Below are 16,480 nucleotides of genomic sequence, written 5' to 3' on the forward strand. Positions count from 1 at the left end.
ACCCGGTCGATGGCGCGGCCGAGCCAGCCCGCCTCCGGGATCGGCCCGCCCTCCTCGCGGGGCGGCGTGATGTCGGTATGATCTTCTGTCACTGGCCTTGTCCCTCGTTGAAAGGTGCTTGCGAAGACGCCCGGACCGCGGGCCCGGGCGTTACAGGGATACGGCAGGGCCGCGCCGGCCTTACTCGGCGATCAGGCCGTTCTCGGTCAGGTAGCCGGTCAGCCTGTCATAGACCTTCTGCGCGTTCTCGGAGCGCGAGGCCACTTTCTCCCACTCGCCCATGGCGATCTGGCGGAACTTGGCGCGCTCCTCGTCGGACCAGTCATGCACGGTGATGTCGCCCGATGCCTTGGCCTCTTCGACAGCGGCCTCGTCGGCGGCCTTGAGCGAGGCGACCTGGTTCTGGGCGAACTGCTTCACCGACTCTTCCATGATCTGCTTGAGATCGTCGGGCAGCTCGTCCCACTTGCTCTTGTTCATGGAGACCTCGACGAGCGGCATTGAGTGGAAGCCGGGATAGACCGGGTGCGGGGCGACGTCGTGCATGCCCTGCGCCTGGTTGGTCGAGAACACGGTGTAATCGGCGGCGTCGATCACGCCCTTGTCGAGCGAGGTGAACACTTCCGAGCCCGGCAGGTTCACCGGCGCCGCGCCGGCGGCGGCGAAGACCTGCTGCACGAGGCCCTCGGGCGCGCGCAGCTTCAGCCCCTTGAGATCCTCGACCCCCTTGAGCGGCACCTTCGAGACGAAGGCCTCGAGGCCCGGCGTGGTGGCGCCGATGAAATGCAGCCCGTAGGGCTCGACCAGCTCGTTCATCAGATCGGCGCCGCCGGCCTCCATGAAGTCGAACATCTGCTGCGGGTCGGACCAGGCGCCGACCGGATTGGCGATCAGGCCGAAGGCCGCGTCCTTGCCCGAGAAATACGAGGTGTCGGTGATGTGGCCGTCGAGGATGCCCGCGGCGATCGCGTCCTGCGTCTCGTTGTGGGCGACGATCGACTCGACGGGGAGCATCTCGACCGCGATGCGGCCGTCGGACATCTCCGAGACGCTTTCGGCCCATTCGCTCTGCAGCGCGAAATTGGGGTTGCCCGCCGGGTCAGAGGACTGGAAGCGGAAGCTGTAATCCTGCGCGATGGCCGCGCCCGACAGCGTCAGCGCGGTCGCGAAGGTGATGGTGAAGGTCTTGGTCATGAGGTCCTCCTCGGGGTGTGATCCGCCTGCCCGGACCCGTCGGGCCCTCCCTGCAGGCGGGAAGAAAGTTGTGTCAGCGCCATGGCGATGATCTCGTCTGGCGAAGGCGCCACCGAGACCGCGATGGCGTCCTCGTCGGGGCCCGGCGGCTCCAGCGTCTGCAGCTGGCTGTCGAGCAGCGAGACCGGCATGTAATGCCCCTCGCGCCGCGACATCCGCTCGCGCAGCAGCGCACGGTCGCCGTCGAGATAGATGATCGGGAACGGGCCGAGATGCGCCCGGAGCCTGTCGCGATAGGCGCGCTTGAGCGCCGAGCAGGCGACCACGGCGAAGGGCTCGGTCTCGGCCATCGCCTTGGCCACGAGGTCGAGCCAGCCCCAGCGCAACTCGTCGGTCAGCGGCTCGCCGCGCGCCATGGTCGCGACGTTCTCCTCGGGGTGCAGGTCGTCGGCATCGACATAGACGCCGCCGAGACGGTCGGCGAGACCGCGCGCGATGGTGCTCTTGCCCGCGCCGCTCACGCCCATCACCAGGATCGGTCCCTGCCGCTCGCTCATGCCGCCTCCCTTGTCGCAGCCGCTCCCTACGGCTAGAATGACAGCGCTGTCATTAGATGACAGCGCTGTCATGCGTCAAGGGGGGATCAATGGCAAAACGGGTGACACTGGCTGAGGTGGCGGCCCGGGCCGGCGTTTCGCCGATCACGGTGAGCCGGGCCCTGCGGCGTCCGGACACGGTGCAAGCCGAGACGCGGGCGCGGATCGACGCGGCGGTGGCCGAGTTGGGCTACGTGCCGGACCCGGCGGCGCGGGCCCTCGCCACCGGCCGCGCCGACGTGATCGGGGTGCTGATCCCCTCGGTCACCAACGCCGTGTTCACCGACGTGCTTTCGGGCATCTATGACGGGCTCGCCGACAGCCGCTTCGACGTGCAATACGCGATCACCCGCTACGACCCGGGCACCGAGGAAAAGCTGATTGGTGTGTTCCTGCGCCAGCGCCCCGCCGGGCTGATCATCTCGGGCATAGACCAGACCGATGCGGCGCGGCGGCTTCTCGACCGCGCCACCTGCCCGGTCGTGCAGGTGATGGAAACCGGCCCCGACCCGGTCGACATGATGGTCGGCTTTTCGCATCACGACGCGGCGGCGGCGGCGACGCGCCACCTGTTGGACCGCGGCTATCGCCGGCCCGGCTTTCTCGGTGCCCGGATGGACCCGCGCACGCGGCGTCGCTTCGCGGGGTTTCGCGCCGAGGCCGAGGCGCATGGCGTGTTCGATCCCGACCGGGTCGAGACCACCGAGGTGCCATCGAGCGTCGGCGGCGGCGCGAAACTGCTGCGCGCGCTTCTGGCGCGCCACCCCGAGACCGACGCGGTGTTTTGCAACAATGACGACCTCGCGCTCGGCGCACTGTTCGAGGCGATGCGCATGGGGATCCCGGTGCCCGGGCAACTCGGCATCTGCGGCTTCAACGATCTCGAGATGATGCGCGCCGCCGAGCCGTCGCTCTCCTCGGTGCGCACCCACCGCTTCGAGATGGGCGCGCGGGCGGTCGAGATGATCCGCGCCCGGCTCGACGGCCGCGACCCCGGCCCCGCCATCATCGACCTCGAGGCCGAGATACTGGCAAGGCGCAGCACGGAAGGCCCGACCGGCAACCGGCCGGTCGAGACTTAGAAGCCGGCTCGAAGACCGGCCCCGAAAAAGCAGGGCAGCTCAACCGCAAGCAGATCGCATCTTTCCGCTGGCCGTGCCGCCCCGGCCTCTGCCAGTCTGCGGAGCGGAGGCGTCGGTCATGGCGGTTGCGGACTACATCATCATCGGCGCGGGCTCGGCGGGCTGCGTGCTGGCGGAGCGGCTGAGCGCCTCGGGCCGATACAGCGTGCTGGTGCTCGAGGCCGGGCCGCGCGACCGGTCGCCCTGGGTGCGGCTGCCGCTCGGCTACGGCAAGACCTTCTTCCATCCCCGGCTCAACTGGCGCTATCGCAGCGCTCCCGATCCCGGCCTGAACGGGCGCAGCGATTACTGGCCGCGCGGCCGGGTGGTCGGCGGATCGAGCTCGATCAACGCGCTGATCTGGGCCCGGGGCCTGCCGCATGATTTCGACGACTGGGCGGCGGAGGGTGCCGATGGCTGGGACTGGCACGCCACCCGCCGCGCCTTCGAGGCCATGGAAACCCGCGTCGCCGCCGATGGCAGCCGCGACGGCAGCGGGCCGCTGCATGTACAGGACGTCTCGGACCAGATCCACCCGGTCACCCGCCATTTCTTCGAGGGCGTAGCGCAGGCCGGGCTGCCCGCCTGCCCCGATTGCAACGGCGCCCGCTTCGAAGGCGCCACGACCTATCGCATCACCACCCGGTCCGGCCTGCGGCACTCGGCCGCCCGCGCCTATCTCGCCCCGGCGCTGCGGCGCCCCAACGTGTCGCTGCGCACCGGCGTCACCGTCACGCGGATCGGCTTTGAGGGTCGCCGTGCCGCCACGGTGGAGCTGCGGATCGGCGGCCGGGTCGAGACCTTGCGCGCCGGGCGCGAGATCCTGCTCTGCGCCGGCGCCGTCACCTCGCCCCGGCTCCTGCAGCTCTCGGGCATCGGCCCGGCCGAGCTGCTGCGCGCGCACGGGATCGAGGTACTGGCGGACGCGCCGCATGTCGGTGGCCAGCTTCAGGACCATCTCGCGGTCAATTACTACTTCAAGGCCAATGAGCCGACGCTCAACGATCAGCTGCGTCCGTTCTGGGGCAAGGCCCGGGCCGCGATGCGCTACGCGCTGAGCCGTCGCGGGCCGCTGGCGCTTTCGGTCAATCAATGCGGCGGCTTCTTTCGCGGCGCGCCCGAGAGCCCGCGGCCCGATCAGCAGATCTACTTCAACCCGGTGAGCTACAGCACCACGCCCGCCGGGCGCCGCGATCTCGTCCGTCCCGATCCGTTTCCCGGCTTCATCATCGGCTTTCAGCCCGCTCGCCCGACAAGCCGCGGCCGGATCGACATCTCCTCGGCCGATCCGCTGGCCCCGCCGGATATCCGCCCCAACTCTCTGGCGACCGAGACGGACCGGGCGACCGTGATCGCCGGCGGACTGCTGTGTCGCCGGATCATGCGCAGCCCCGCGCTCACCGCCCTAGTTGAGAGCGCCGTCGGTCCCGACCTGCGCGCGCTCGACGGCGCGGCGATCCTCGACGATTTCCGCGATCGCTGCGGCACCGTCTTTCACCCTGTCGGCACTTGTCGCATGGGCGCCGACCCGCGCCGCTCGGTGGTCGATTCCCGGCTGAGGCTGCATGGCTTCGACGGGCTGCGGGTGGTGGATGCCTCGGTCTTTCCCAGCATCACTTCCGGCAATACCAATGCGCCGACGATGATGGTGGCACATCGCGTCGCCGAGATGATCCTCGACGACGCCGGGATCTCCTGATCCGCGCTCAGCCCCTCAAAGCGGGCGCGCCGCCTTCGAACAGGTTGCCGTTCACGTAGTCGCAGGGCGCCTCGCTCATCTCGAGATGCAGCCCGCTGCCTTCATAGAGATGGGCGCGGGCGAGGTTTTCGTCCACCTCGATGCCGAGCCCCGGGGCCTGCGGCGCGGCGACGAACCCCTCATCGACCCGGATCGTGCCCCGGATCAACCCGTCATGGAACGGCGTCTCGATGGTCTCGGCCATCAGCAGGTTGGGGATCGATGCCGCGAGATGGATGTTGGCGGCCCATTCCACCGGCCCGGCATAGAGATGCGGTGCGATCTGCGCGTTGAAGCTCTCGGCCAGGGCGGCGAGTTTGCGCGCCTCCCAGATGCCGCCGGCGCGCCCGAGCGCCGGTTGCAGGATCTGCGCCCCGCCGGTCCGCAGCAGCGGCGCGAATTCGGCGCGGGTGGCAAGCCTCTCGCCGGTCGCCACGGGCAGGCCGGTCGCCCGCGCCACCTCCACGAAGTCGAGCGGGTTGTCGGGCGGGATCGGCTCCTCGAACCAGAGCGGATCGAACGGTGCGATCGCCCGGCCGAGCCGGATCGCGCCGGCGGTGGTGAACTGCCCATGCGTGCCGAAGAGCAGGTCGGCGCGGTCGCCCACCGCCGCGCGGATCGCCCGGCAGAACGCGACCGAGCGGCTGATGTCGCTCATCGCGGGCTGGTGGCCGCCTCGGATCGTGTAGGGACCGGCCGGGTCGAACTTCACCGCCGTGTAGCCGCGCGCAACGGCCTCGGCCGCGGCCTCGGCGGCCATGTCCGCGTCGATCCAGAAGCCGGGCAGGGGGTGGTGCTCCGAAGGGTAGAGATAGGTATAGGCGCGCACGCGCTCGTTCATCAGGCCGCCCATGAGCGCCCAGACCGGGCGGTCGCGCGCCTTGCCGAGAATGTCCCAGCAGGCGATCTCGAGGCCCGAGAACGCGCCCATCACCGTCGGGTCGGGCCGCTGGGTGAAGCCCGAGGAATAGGCGCGGCGGAACATCAGCTCAATGTTCTCGACGCTCTCGCCCTCCATGTGACGCTCGAACACGTCGCGGATCACCGCCTCCATCGCGCGGGGCCCGACCGCGGCAGCGTAGCATTCGCCCCATCCGGTGATGCCGTCATCACTGGTGAGCTTGACGAGGATCCAGTAGCGCCCGCCCCAGCCCGGGGCCGGTGGCGCGACGATCAGGATCTCGAGGTCTTGCAATCGCATCGGCGGTCTCCTCGTTCCAGCAGCTAGGAAAAGGACAGCAGGCGGGCGGCGGCCTGTCCAGCCCCGGCATGGGCGGAGTGACCGATTGCCAATTGGCAATTCGGTATTTCCATAATGGTATCAGATACTTGACTTGAGAGCACCGATGCAGGCGGGGCAGGGCGCAGCCTCAGTTCCAACCCGATTGCCAATTGGCAATCGGCCCCGAAGGCGCCCGATCAGATCGGGTTCGCCTCGGCATATTTGCGGAAGAAAGCGAGGAAGGCGCGGTCGGGATCCTCGGCCGGGGACTTGCCCTTCGACCATTCGCGCCACTGGCCCTCGATGTTGTAGATGTCGTAGCCGGGAAAGCGCAGCCGCGCCGTCTCGTAGGTCTCGGTGCGCAGCGCCTCGCCCTGCCGGTCGAGCCAAGCCGGGCGCGGCCGCGGCGGGGTCTGGCCCGGGATCGTGGTCGTGCCGCCCTGCCCGCGCGCCTCCTCGGCGGCCCGCGCCCGGCGGCCGGTGCTGGCGAAGCTCAGGCTGCGCTCGGCCTTGTCGGTGGCGTCGCCATCCTTGCGCCACCAGCGCAGCTCCACATGGGTCACGCTGCGCCCGGTCTTGATCGGCGCGATCTCGACCATGTAGTCCGACAGCGCGCAGACCTCGGCCACCGCCGGATCGATCGCCCGCAGCCGCAGGTTCGACCAGGAGGTCAGCTTGCCCTTGGGCACGCCGAGCACGGCGCGGATGCCGTCGAGCGTGAAGGTCTCGGAGGATTTCCAGCGCAGGTTGCCGCGCTTCTGCACCATCTCGTAGAGCGTCAGCGCGTATTTCGACGACAGCGCGAACATCACCTCGCGCTGCAGCCGCGCGAAGACGGTGGAGTTGGTGATCACCTTGCGCAGCCGCGCCGGGATCTCGTATTCGAACAGCCCGTCGCTGCGCGCCATCTCGACGTTGCCACCGAGGAGCTGCACCCGCTCTACCGCCGGTTTGCCGTCCCAGATCACCTCCATCTTGACGATCGCGCTCATCAGCCGCTCGATCGAGTCGCCGATCCGATCGTTGGAATTGTGGTTGCCCCTGAGGTCGGACTTGGCGATCACATGCATCACCGGCTTGTCGATCGCCTCCCAGGCATTCTCCAGGAGCTGGTTGTAGATCCGGCGGTCGGCGAGGGTGAGCGGCGTCACCTCGATCAGGTCGACCAGCTCGCCCGGCTTGATCAACGTCTCGGGCGTGGGCCGCGCGTCGACCGTGCGGTAGGAGGGTTGGGGCAGCTTTGCCATGTCGTGACCGCCAATGCGCGTTACCTGTTGCGCATACTTTTGTATGGGCGGCGATGTAAGTCAATCGACAGCGGTCGCGGGGAGGGCCCACCCGATAAGTAAGGTTTAAGTCGGCGACGCGTCGCGGTGGCGATTCGCATCCCCCTGCAAAACAGGGCTTTGCGAGAGGGGTGATTCCTGCAATCCCGGCCCACCCCAAAGGTAAGAGTTCGGCACCCGATAGGTATCGCCAGCCATCCCGATACGTATCGCCAACCCACCCAATATGTTGCGCCAATCGTCCCGAAAGGTAAGCGATACAGGCGCTTCGCGCAGTGAAACAAGGGCCCCGCGCGGCATGAACAGAGAACCCTAGAATCCAGAACAGGGGGTATTCGGATTCGGATTTCGGGGTTTTGGGCGCCCCGCGGCGGCGATTTGCTACAAATCGGGATGGGGGAGGGGGCCGAGGTGCCGCGAAATCCGAACCGGGCGGCTCTTTGGGTCCGAGTGCGGTATTTGCGCCACGCCCCGGGCAGGTTCGGTTTTCGTGGCACCGCCCCGCGGATAGCGCACTTTACCTCCGTGCCGCGCCACCGCATCTTGGAGGCCGAACGCAGGCAAGGATATCGCTTTGGACATGGAAGACTATCCCGTCGGGCTGGATGAAATCGACGCGCTGGCGGGCCGGGCCGGGCGGGTGATCGAGAAGCTGCGCGCGCGGGTCTTCGCGCCGGGCGTCAGCAAGAGCCTCGATCTGCGCTTCAACGTGCGCAGCGCCGCCGAGATGTGCGGCCGCACCGAGAAGGCGCTGCGCGACGCCGAGGGCGACGGCCGTTTGCCCGAACCCGAGAAGGATCCCGATACCGGGCGCCGCACCGGCTACTCGCTGGCCGAGGTGAACCGGATGCGCGAGGTGTTCGGCACGCTGCCGCGCCGCGCCCCCACCGATCCGGCGACGGTGCTCGCGGTGCAGAACTTCAAGGGCGGGGTCGGCAAGTCGACGGTGGTGACGCATCTGGCGCAGTATCTCGCGCTCAAGGGCTACCGCGTCTGCGTCATCGACTGCGACAGCCAGGCCTCCACCACCAGCGTCTTCGGCCTCAACCCCGACGTCGATGTCGACGAGGAGGAGGACACGCTCTACCCGTTCTTCCGCCATGGCGGGCCGACCAGCCTGCATTACGCGCTGCGCGCCACCTACTGGCCCGGGATCGCGCTGATCCCGGCCAATCTCGGTCTTTACGACGCCGAGTACGAGTTCGCGGCGCGCATGGTGCGCGAACAGGATTTCGTGCTCGACCGGCTGCGCGGCGGCATCGAGACGATCTCGGACCAGTTCGACGTGATCCTGCTCGACCCGCCGCCGGCGCTCGGGATGATCTCGCTGTCGGTGCTGCGCGCGGCCAACGCGATCATCGTGCCGGCGCCGCCCAACAACATCGATTTCGGCTCGACCGCGCATTTCCTGCGGATGATGTCCTCGACCCTGGGCGAGCTCGCGCAACATGGCGGGACGCGGGGCTATCATTTCGTCAAGATCCTTGCGACCAAGATGAACGACCAGAAGAGCGCCCATGGCGCGATCAAGCGGATGATGGATGCGGTGTTCCCGCAGGACATGCTGTCGGCGGTCCTGAAGGACAGCGCCGAGATCGACAACGCGACGGCGAACCTGATGACCGTCTACGAACTGACCGGGGCGGCGACCCGCACCGAGACGCACAAGCGCTGCCGCGTCTATCTCGACGCGGTGGGGCGCGAGGTCGAGACCGAGATCCGCAAGACATGGCCGAGCCACCACGCGGCGCTGCGCAAGGAGGGGATCCTGTGAGCAGGAAGCACGACGACATCTTCAACGACGTCCTGAACGGTCTCGATGAGACCGAAACCCGCGAGGACGGGGCAGGGCGGGCGCAGACGCGGTTTCTCAAGCGCTCCACCGCCATGTCCGAGCAGGTCACGGGCGGGCGCCAGGAAAAGGTGCTGCGCCTCGTCGATCCGGCCAGCTGCGTCATGTGGGAGGGGCACAACCGCGCCTACGAGCTGCTGACGCCCGAAAACTGCGCCGACCTGATCGAGGGGATGAAGGCGCAAGGTCAGCAGGAGTTTCCCGCGATCGTGCGGCGGCTGCGGCCGGCGGGGCAGGGCGACGGCCCCGAGTTCGAGGTGATTTGCGGCGCCCGGCGGCATTTCACGGTGAGCTGGCTCAGGGCCAACAACTACCCGCAGTTCCGCTACCTGATCGAGGAGCGCGAGCTGACCGACGAGGAGGCGTTCCGCCTCGCCGATATCGAGAACCGCGACCGCGAGGACATCTCGGATTACGAGCGCGCCCGCGACTATGCCCGCGCGGTCGAGGCCTATTACGGCGGCCAGCAGAAGCTGATGGCCGAGCGGCTGCAGGTCTCGCCCGGCTTCCTGTCGCGGTTCCTGCAGTTGGCCAAGCTCGAGCCGGAGATCGTCGCCGCCTTCCCGTCGATCCGCGACATCAAGGAGCTGCATGCGCGACAGCTGCGGCCGCTGATGGCAGAGCCCGGCGCGCGCGAGGCAGTGCTGGCGGAGGCGAGGGCCATCGCCGAGGAGGGCGCGCGTCTCGCGGCGCCGGCGGTGCTGACGCGGCTCAAGGCTGCGGGCAAGGTGACGGCGCCGCGCAAGCGCTCGGACCGGGTGGTGCAGCATCGCGACGGCAATGTCAGCATCCGCCGCAAGGGCAAGTCCTATGTGATGGAGTTCGACGCCGATCTCAGCGACGCGGCGCTGCGGTCCGCGCTCGACCTGTTCCTGAAGGAGCGGAAGACGCGCTGATTGCCAGTTGGCAATCAGCAGAAAATACTAATTTAATCAGTGCTTTGATTGCAGTTGTTCGACAAGAGCGGCAAGCCGCTCGGAGCGCCGCTAGAAAGACCCCGGCGAGGAACAGCGTCTCGATGCCGCTCAGTCTTCTCGATGTGGGATTGCTCTCTTGGAGATGGACATATCGCCATTGCCCTTCGCGAACCTCTCGCGGCAGGTCTATGTGACCAGAGGCGACGAACACGAAAATTGGCCGATCCGGCTGGCGCGGGAATGCCGGGCACTGCCGCAGGAGATGCTGCTGCAAGATTTCGCGAAGATCGCGCCGATGCTCGCCGGCGCGATCGAGGTGCAGGGCGACGGGGGATCCCTCGGCGAACCGGCGGACCCGGTCGATTTCGACCACTAGAGCGGGGCAGCCCTTCTGTCCCCCGGCCTTGGACGGTACCAGCGCTGCCACCCGTGAGGGAAGGCGTGCCAGGTTTAGCGATACGTCGATTTGCGGCGCCTCTTGTCCGACGAGCAGACGATTGCGCATGACTTGGTGAACTCGTCGCTTCGCCCATTCCGCGCCCATTTTTGATGCCGGGAAAGCTGGCGCCGGCCGGTCAGACCACGCTGACGGCCAGATCACCCAGCCCTTCGATGCTGGCCCGCATCCTGTCGCCGCGCCTGATCGGGCCTACGCCCGCGGGCGTGCCGGCCAAGATCACGTCGCCAGCGGCGAGCACGAAATATTCCGACAGGTAGGAGATCATCTCGGGCACCTTCCAGATCATCTGGTTCAGGTCGCCCTCCTGCGCGAGCTCGTCATTGACCCGCAGTTCGATCCGGCCCTGCTCGGGGTGGCCGGACTGCGCGACCGGCATTAGCGGGCCCACCGGTCCGGAGCGCTCGAACGCCTTGCCGATCTCCCAGGGGCGGCCCGCTCTCTTGGCCTCGCCCTGCAAGTCGCGACGGGTCATGTCGAGCGCCACGCCGTAGCCCCAGACTTGATCCAGCGCCTTTTCAACGGGAATCTCGCTGCCGCCGGATTTCAGGGCGACCAGCAGCTCGACCTCGTGGTGCACGTCCCGGCTGTGCGGCGGGTAAGGGAATGTGCCCGAGGCGTCGAGATTGTCGGGGTTCTTCTGGAAGAAGAAGGGCAGCTCGCGATCCGGGTCATGGCCCATCTCGACCGCGTGCGCCGCGAAATTTCGGCCGATGCAATAGACCCGGCGGACCGGGAACAGGCTGCCATCGGTGGTCGGAATGGTCGGAACCGGCGGTGCCGGGATGACGAAGTCGTTCATGTCTCACCTCGCTGGTGTGGACATCGATCCAACCCCATCCGCCACCATTCGTCGAGGGCGCGCTGTAGCGGGACGGGGCGCTCACAGGCAGGAAGCGAAGGCCACCACCGGCAGCATCGTCCAGGCCGCCGCCAGCAGCGCCCCCGCCGCCAGAGCGAGGCCGATGTTGCGGAGCCGGGGATCGGGTTCGCGCCAGCGCGGTGATCTGAGGATCAGCAGGCAGAGGGCCTGCAGCGCGATCGCGGCCAGCGCCGCGCCGATCAGCAGCGCGCGCTCAGATAGGGCGATGGGCGGCGCGGCCCAGCGGCTCGAGCACAGCAGGCCGTGCAGGCCGTAGACGGCGCTGAATGAGGCGAGCCAGAGACCCAGCGGCAACGACAGGCGCAGCACCGAGATCATGTCAGCCATCCCGGCAGCGCCGCCGCCAGAACCGCGATCCCCGAGACGAGCACGGCGTAATCGCTCCACAGCCGCGCGATGCGGGGCTCTCCGCCAATGATGGCGCCGACATGACCGGCCCGGCGGCGCGCCGCGACGAAGAGCGCCATCACCAGCGCCACCGCCAGATGCAGCAGCGCGTAGCCGATAAGCACCCAGAGCGTGGCGTCATAGGCATGCGCGGTCGGGTCGGGCACGCGGGTCAGGATCCGGATCCCCGCCCATGCGAGGCCGCCAAGCCCCGGCAGCAGAAGCAGCAGCCCGGCGCCGGGGCGCAGCCTCGGTCCCAAAGCGGCGAGCCCGGCGCCCGCCAGCGCCGCAAGCGCCACGTCGAGCCCGGGCTCCGCGTAGCGCGGCGGTGGCCAGTTCGGGGCGATGGTCCACAGAAAGACATAGCCGAAGAGCAGCGAGCCGAAGAAGGTGCCGTTCGCGAGCAGCAGGAAGATCGACCCCCACCAGCCCGGCGGATCGGCGACCTCGCCGGCGGTCAAGAGCTCGGGGCCGTGCCCCACCGGCAACGCGCCCTCGCGCGTGGTGCCGCCGAGGCTCCAGGTCCAGTACAGGGCGCAGCAGATCACGCCGACGGCCGAAATCGGCACCAGCCAGTAGGTCTTGAGCAGCATCCCGAGGAAGAACAGGCCGGTCACCGCAGACATCAGCATCGGCAGGACGGTGTTGCCCGGAAATATGGTGATGTAGCGCGGCGCGCCGGTGGCGATCTCGATCGAGAGGGTTTCGCGTCGGCCCCGTGACGGATCGCCGAGATAGCCCTCGCCCCGGGCGAGCCGGACCGGCAGGTCGGGGGCATCGTAGAGCGGCTCGCGCGAGGTCACTTGGGGCAGGCTCGCGAAGTTGTACGGTGCCGAGGGCGTGGGCATGGCCCATTCCAGCGTGCCCGCCTTCCACGGGTCGCGCGAGCCGCGGATCGCCACCGCCGCGTTGATCACGACGTCGATCAGCACCAGCGCGAAGCCGATCGACATGACGAAGCCGCTGATCGAGGCGATCAGGTTGATCGCCTCCCAGCCCTGACCGCTCTCATAGGTGTCGATCCGCCGCCGCATGCCCAAGAGACCGGCCCAGTGCAGCAGCAGGAAGGTGCCGTGAAACCCCGGCACGATCAGCCAGAAGGCGGTGTTGCCGAGCTTGAAGTAGGTCTTGCGCCCGGTGAAATGCGGCATCCAGTAATAGAGCGCGGCTAGCATCGGAAACACGAAGCCGCCGACCAGCACGTAATGCAGATGCGCCACGATGAAGTAGGTGTCATGCGCCTGCCAGTCGAAGGGCACGATCGCCACCATCACCCCGGTGAGACCGCCGATCACGAAGGTGGCGAAGAAGGCCAGCAGCCAAAGCATCGGCAGATGCAGGCTCGGGCGGCCCTTCGACAGCGTGCCGATCCAGGCGAAAATCTGCACCGCCGTCGGCACCGCCACCAGCGTCGAGGCGGCCGAGAAGAAGGCCAGCCCCATATGCGGGATGCCGGTGGTGAACATGTGGTGGACCCAGAGCCCGAAGCTCAGCACGCCCAAGCTCACCGCCGCCGCCACGACCCAGCCGTAACCCATCAGCCGCGAGCGCGCCATCACCGGCAGGATGGTCGAGATCGCCCCCGCCGCGGGCAGGAAGATGATATAGACCTCCGGGTGACCGAACAGCCAGAACAGGTGCTGCCACAAGAGCGCGTCGCCGCCCGCCGCGACCTGGAAGAACGGCATGTCGAAGGCGCGTTCCAGCTCCAGAAGGATCGAGCCGAGGATCAGCGGCGGAAAGCCGGTGAGGATCATCACCGCCGTGACCAGCGCGTACCAGGCGAAGATCGGCATCCGCGACAGCGACATGCCCGGTGCGCGGTATCGCAGCACCGTCACGGTGATCTCGACCGCCGCCGAAATGGCCGAGATCTCGACGAAGGTGATGCCGATCAGCCAGAAATCCGAGTTGATCCCCGGCGCGCCGATGGTCGAGGAGAGCGGCGGATACATGAACCAGCCGCTGTCGGGCGCCACGCCGGCCAGCAGCGCGAAGATCATCATCGAGCCGCCGAAGACGTAACACCAGAAGCCGTAGGCGGTGAGCCGCGGAAAGGCGAGGTCGCGGGTGCCCAGCATCTTCGGCAGCAGGTAGACCGCGAGCCCCTCGAAGAAGGGGATCGCGAACAGGAACATCATGATGGTCCCGTGCATGGTGAAGATCTGGTTGTAGTGGTCCGGCCCGAGGAAGGCCGAGCGCGGGCTCGCGAGTTGCGCCCGGATCAGCATCGCGAGAATGCCGCCGACGATGAAGAAGAAGATCGCGACCGCGAGGAACATGCGGCCCAGATCGGTGTGGTTGACCGTGGTAAACCAGCCCCTGAGGCCGGGCTCGGAGGCCCAGATGCGCGACAGCGCGCGGTGACGCCTGAGCGCGTTCATGGTCTCTCTCCCCGCAGGAAGGCTTGCCAGCCCTCCGCGTCATGCGCGATCACCGTGAAGCGGTGGTCGCGGTATCCCGGTCCGTTGTATTCGGCGTTCAGCCCCTCGTAGCGGCCGGGCCGGTCGGCCTCGATCCTGAGCACGTTCACATGGCCTGGCACGGCGTCGAGCTTGCCCGCCAGCCGCGGCACCCAGAAGGAATGGACCACGTCGGCGGAACTGATCGCCACGTCGACCGGGCGCCCGGCGGGGATGTGTAGCTCGTTCTCGGTCACCCGTCCCGGCGCGTCGGCATAGCCGAAGCGCCAGTCCCATTGCCGGGCTTCGGCGCGCACTTCGACCAGGTCGGGCGTGGCGCGCGGCAGCAGCCGTTCGCCGATCACGAGGCCGTAGGCCAGCAGCGCGGCGAGCACGGCCAGCGGAAAGGCGAGGCCGAGCCAGACGACGAAGCGTCGCTCTTGCACCTCGCCTGGCGGTCGCCGCCAGGCCCAGGCGATCAGCCCGGCGACGAGAAGGAAGATCGCCGTCGCGCCGATCAGGAGCACCCACCACAGCGTGGCGATGATCGCGGCGGCGGGTCCGGCCGGATGCACCGTCGAGAGGCTCTCTTCGCAACCGGCGAGCAGCAGGAGTGTTGAGCCGGCGACACCACTGCGCAGGAGAGAGCGACCATGGCCGAGGAAATGGTTCAGACCGAAAGGGAAGAGCTCGAAGACCCGATCGTGGAACATGCCGGCTACGAAGACACCGAATCCATTGTCGGCATCTGGGGCCATCCGCTGCACGCGATGAGCGTGGCCTTTCCGGTGGCGCTGACCTTCTGCACCTTCGGTGCGGACGCGCTCTACTGGTGGTCGGGAGAGCTGTTCTGGGCCCGCGCCGCGATCTGGGCGGCGAGTACGGCCTTCCTGTTCGGCCTCGCGGCGGGCGCCACGGGCACCGCCGAGCTGCTGCTGGTCCCGGGCATCCGTATAAGGGCCCCGGCATGGACCCATTTCGTGATCGCGGTGCTGCTGCTGTCGCTTCTGGGGCTGAACTGGGGCTACAGGTTGCAGGGCTACGAGGCGGCGGTGCTGCCCTATGGCATCCTGATGTCGGGCTTCAACGTGCTCGTGGTGATGGTCACGGGGTGGCATGGCGGCAAACTCGTCTTTGATTATCGTCTGGGCACGTCGAAAGGCAGCTGATTGCCGCGCGGCTCGGCGAGCCAGCCGGGCACCGGGATCTCGCCCAGCTCCGGCTTGGCGAGGACCAGCGCCAGGATCGTCAGGATCGGCACCAGCAGCAGGACGAGCGGCAGCGCCGGGTTCGGCGCCCGGTGCGCGCCTTCGCGTTCGGCCACGGCGACGAGGACGTAGCCGACCCAGACGTGAAAGCTCACCAGCAGCGCCACGAAGACCAGCTTCGCGAACATCCATGTCACGAAGACCTCGCGCAGGAAGATCAGCCCGGTCCCCGAGGCGATGGCGAGCACCGCCGAGGGCGTGACGAAATAGGTATAGGCGTAATGGGTGGCGCGGCGGATGCGGCGGTAGTCGCTCTGGCCGATCGCCGGGTCGTGCCGCGACAGCATCAAGGGCAGCGCGAAGAGCCCGCCGCACCACAGCAGCAGCATGCCGACATGCAGCGCCTTCAGATACGGGATCAGCCCGGCGAGCCAGCTCATGCCGCCGCACGCTCCGCCATGCGCCAGCCGCGGCGCGCGGTGAGGGCGATCATCGCGAGATAGGGCAACATCGCCGGCACCCACATGATCAGCCCGCCGAGCTGCTGGTCGGCCAGCGGCGAGAGGCCCCAGCCGAGCGGCGCCAGCGCATGCGCCGCGTAGAGCTGCGCCGGGGCGAAGGTGAGGATCGCGCCGAGCAGCCCCATCTGCATGAGCCCGGCCAGCGACCACAGCATCGCCTCGATGGCCGACCGTTCGGCCAACACCGCGCGCCAGAACCAGACGGCGGAGCCCAGCAGGCTCAGCTGCATGATCCAGTAGACGGCGATGTCGCGCAGCGCGAGATCATAGGCGGCGGGCAGGTGCCAGGCCCAGAGCAGGGCGGTCGAGATCAGGAAGGGCAGGGCGGCGCCCGAGGGGCGGCGGCTTGGCCATGCGGCGGCGAGCAGCGGCGCCGCCACGGCGACCAGCAGCACGTGGTGCACGACACGTGCCGAGAACAGCGCCACCGCCATGGCGCAGAGCGGCGAAACGAAGGCGAGGGCCAGCACCGTCGTCGCGGCGAGGCCGGCGCGGCTGTGCCGCAGGGCGATCGCCGTGGCGAGCAGGGCGCCCAGCAGCAGGGGATCGAAATTCCACGATTGCAGCGCGTTTTCCGGCACGGGCGCCGCGCCGCAATAGCTCCCCGGCAATATCCACTCCGACATCCGGCATCCCCTCGCCCCGTTCGCGCAGGCGCCCGGTTTTGGCCATCCCACTGAACCGAACGTCCCGGAT

At 68.2% G+C, this 16,480-nt stretch carries 16 protein-coding genes; 6 read left to right on the top strand and 10 right to left on the bottom strand.

Going from position 1 to position 16,480, the window contains the following annotated elements; genetic code table 11:
• Positions 1-180: 180 nt before the first annotated feature.
• Positions 181-1,194 carry a TRAP transporter substrate-binding protein gene (locus tag O4G76_RS14370; RefSeq protein WP_269397962.1) on the bottom strand — a complete coding sequence of 338 codons (1,014 nt, stop codon included), beginning with the start codon at positions 1,192-1,194 and terminating at the stop codon, positions 181-183.
• Positions 1,191-1,751: a gluconokinase gene (locus O4G76_RS14375; protein ID WP_269397963.1), complete on the bottom strand. Its 561-nt coding sequence runs from the start codon at positions 1,749-1,751 to the stop codon at positions 1,191-1,193. The genes O4G76_RS14370 and O4G76_RS14375 overlap by 4 nt, the downstream gene beginning before the upstream one ends.
• An 89-nt stretch (positions 1,752-1,840) precedes the next feature.
• Here O4G76_RS14375 and O4G76_RS14380 point away from each other — a divergent pair, with 89 nt between their 5' ends.
• Together O4G76_RS14380 and O4G76_RS14385 are read left to right on the top strand one after the other, a co-directional pair.
• Complete coding sequence (locus O4G76_RS14380) at positions 1,841-2,872, top strand: LacI family DNA-binding transcriptional regulator (protein ID WP_269397964.1); 1,032 nt, start codon at positions 1,841-1,843, stop codon at positions 2,870-2,872.
• 118 nt (positions 2,873-2,990) lie between these two features.
• Positions 2,991-4,610, top strand: coding sequence for a GMC family oxidoreductase (locus O4G76_RS14385; protein WP_269397965.1), 1,620 nt, complete (start codon positions 2,991-2,993; stop codon positions 4,608-4,610).
• A 7-nt stretch (positions 4,611-4,617) separates the two neighbouring features.
• On the opposite strand, the gene O4G76_RS14390 is transcribed toward O4G76_RS14385, so the two are convergent.
• Both O4G76_RS14390 and O4G76_RS14395 read right to left on the bottom strand, forming a co-directional pair.
• Positions 4,618-5,850: a mandelate racemase/muconate lactonizing enzyme family protein gene (locus O4G76_RS14390; RefSeq protein ID WP_269397966.1), complete on the bottom strand. Its 1,233-nt coding sequence runs from the start codon at positions 5,848-5,850 to the stop codon at positions 4,618-4,620.
• A 218-nt stretch (positions 5,851-6,068) separates the two neighbouring features.
• Positions 6,069-7,118, bottom strand: a complete 1,050-nt coding sequence (locus tag O4G76_RS14395) for a replication initiation protein (RefSeq protein WP_269397967.1) — start codon at positions 7,116-7,118, stop codon at positions 6,069-6,071.
• Between the two features lie 619 nt (positions 7,119-7,737).
• On the opposite strand from O4G76_RS14395, the gene O4G76_RS14400 reads away from it, so the two are divergent.
• The 3 genes from O4G76_RS14400 (at position 7,738) to O4G76_RS14410 (ending at position 10,302) form a co-directional block, all read left to right on the top strand.
• A complete protein-coding gene (locus O4G76_RS14400) occupies positions 7,738-8,931 on the top strand; it encodes an AAA family ATPase (RefSeq protein ID WP_269397968.1) in 1,194 nt (397 codons plus the stop codon).
• Complete coding sequence (locus tag O4G76_RS14405; protein ID WP_269397969.1) at positions 8,928-9,905, top strand: ParB/RepB/Spo0J family partition protein; 978 nt, start codon at positions 8,928-8,930, stop codon at positions 9,903-9,905. Before O4G76_RS14400 ends, O4G76_RS14405 begins: the two co-directional genes overlap by 4 nt.
• A gap of 163 nt (positions 9,906-10,068) precedes the next feature.
• Entirely contained in the window at positions 10,069-10,302 is a 234-nt protein-coding gene (locus tag O4G76_RS14410; RefSeq protein ID WP_269397970.1) for a hypothetical protein, read from the top strand.
• A 199-nt stretch (positions 10,303-10,501) separates the two neighbouring features.
• Here the strand turns inward: O4G76_RS14410 and O4G76_RS14415 are convergent, their stop codons facing one another.
• From O4G76_RS14415 to O4G76_RS14430, 4 genes are all read right to left on the bottom strand, one after another.
• Entirely contained in the window at positions 10,502-11,185 is a 684-nt protein-coding gene (locus O4G76_RS14415) for a fumarylacetoacetate hydrolase family protein (RefSeq protein ID WP_269397971.1), read from the bottom strand.
• 81 nt (positions 11,186-11,266) lie between these two features.
• Positions 11,267-11,593 carry a hypothetical protein gene (locus tag O4G76_RS14420; RefSeq protein WP_269397972.1) on the bottom strand — a complete coding sequence of 109 codons (327 nt, stop codon included), beginning with the start codon at positions 11,591-11,593 and terminating at the stop codon, positions 11,267-11,269.
• A complete protein-coding gene (gene ctaD / locus O4G76_RS14425) occupies positions 11,581-14,037 on the bottom strand; it encodes a cytochrome c oxidase subunit I (protein ID WP_269397973.1) in 2,457 nt (818 codons plus the stop codon). Before ctaD ends, O4G76_RS14420 begins: the two co-directional genes overlap by 13 nt.
• Positions 14,034-14,768, bottom strand: a complete 735-nt coding sequence (locus O4G76_RS14430) for a cytochrome c oxidase subunit II (RefSeq protein ID WP_269397974.1) — start codon at positions 14,766-14,768, stop codon at positions 14,034-14,036. Before O4G76_RS14430 ends, ctaD begins: the two co-directional genes overlap by 4 nt.
• Here O4G76_RS14430 and O4G76_RS14435 point away from each other — a divergent pair.
• A complete protein-coding gene (locus O4G76_RS14435) occupies positions 14,709-15,224 on the top strand; it encodes a DUF2231 domain-containing protein (protein WP_269397975.1) in 516 nt (171 codons plus the stop codon). The two genes, O4G76_RS14430 and O4G76_RS14435, sit on opposite strands and share 60 nt — an antisense overlap.
• On the opposite strand, the gene O4G76_RS14440 is transcribed toward O4G76_RS14435, so the two are convergent.
• Both O4G76_RS14440 and O4G76_RS14445 read right to left on the bottom strand, forming a co-directional pair.
• Positions 15,194-15,703, bottom strand: a complete 510-nt coding sequence (locus O4G76_RS14440; RefSeq protein WP_269397976.1) for a CopD family protein — start codon at positions 15,701-15,703, stop codon at positions 15,194-15,196. The genes O4G76_RS14435 and O4G76_RS14440 overlap by 31 nt on opposite strands.
• Positions 15,700-16,410 carry a cytochrome c oxidase assembly protein gene (locus tag O4G76_RS14445; protein WP_269397977.1) on the bottom strand — a complete coding sequence of 237 codons (711 nt, stop codon included), beginning with the start codon at positions 16,408-16,410 and terminating at the stop codon, positions 15,700-15,702. Before O4G76_RS14445 ends, O4G76_RS14440 begins: the two co-directional genes overlap by 4 nt.
• Positions 16,411-16,480 lie beyond the last annotated feature (70 nt).

It is taken from the genome of Limimaricola sp. G21655-S1 (genome assembly GCF_027213785.1).
In the GTDB taxonomy this organism is placed as follows: Bacteria; Pseudomonadota; Alphaproteobacteria; order Rhodobacterales; family Rhodobacteraceae; genus Limimaricola.

Excerpts from the sequence above, each read along its gene's own strand:
- O4G76_RS14390 (WP_269397966.1), bottom strand. The coding sequence starts at position 5,850 with ATGCGATTGCAAGACCTCGAGATCCTGATCGTCGCGCCACCGGCCCCG.
- O4G76_RS14395 (WP_269397967.1), bottom strand. The coding sequence starts at position 7,118 with ATGGCAAAGCTGCCCCAACCCTCCTACCGCACGGTCGACGCGCGGCCC.
- ctaD (WP_269397973.1), bottom strand. The coding sequence starts at position 14,037 with ATGAACGCGCTCAGGCGTCACCGCGCGCTGTCGCGCATCTGGGCCTCC.
- O4G76_RS14430 (WP_269397974.1), bottom strand. The coding sequence starts at position 14,768 with ATGTTCCACGATCGGGTCTTCGAGCTCTTCCCTTTCGGTCTGAACCAT.
- O4G76_RS14420 (WP_269397972.1), bottom strand. The coding sequence starts at position 11,593 with ATGGCTGACATGATCTCGGTGCTGCGCCTGTCGTTGCCGCTGGGTCTC.
- O4G76_RS14435 (WP_269397975.1), top strand. The coding sequence starts at position 14,709 with ATGGCCGAGGAAATGGTTCAGACCGAAAGGGAAGAGCTCGAAGACCCG.
- O4G76_RS14380 (WP_269397964.1), top strand. The coding sequence starts at position 1,841 with ATGGCAAAACGGGTGACACTGGCTGAGGTGGCGGCCCGGGCCGGCGTT.
- O4G76_RS14440 (WP_269397976.1), bottom strand. The coding sequence starts at position 15,703 with ATGAGCTGGCTCGCCGGGCTGATCCCGTATCTGAAGGCGCTGCATGTC.
- O4G76_RS14445 (WP_269397977.1), bottom strand. The coding sequence starts at position 16,410 with ATGTCGGAGTGGATATTGCCGGGGAGCTATTGCGGCGCGGCGCCCGTG.
- O4G76_RS14410 (WP_269397970.1), top strand. The coding sequence starts at position 10,069 with ATGGACATATCGCCATTGCCCTTCGCGAACCTCTCGCGGCAGGTCTAT.
- O4G76_RS14415 (WP_269397971.1), bottom strand. The coding sequence starts at position 11,185 with ATGAACGACTTCGTCATCCCGGCACCGCCGGTTCCGACCATTCCGACC.
- O4G76_RS14370 (WP_269397962.1), bottom strand. The coding sequence starts at position 1,194 with ATGACCAAGACCTTCACCATCACCTTCGCGACCGCGCTGACGCTGTCG.
- O4G76_RS14385 (WP_269397965.1), top strand. The coding sequence starts at position 2,991 with ATGGCGGTTGCGGACTACATCATCATCGGCGCGGGCTCGGCGGGCTGC.
- O4G76_RS14375 (WP_269397963.1), bottom strand. The coding sequence starts at position 1,751 with ATGAGCGAGCGGCAGGGACCGATCCTGGTGATGGGCGTGAGCGGCGCG.
- O4G76_RS14400 (WP_269397968.1), top strand. The coding sequence starts at position 7,738 with ATGGAAGACTATCCCGTCGGGCTGGATGAAATCGACGCGCTGGCGGGC.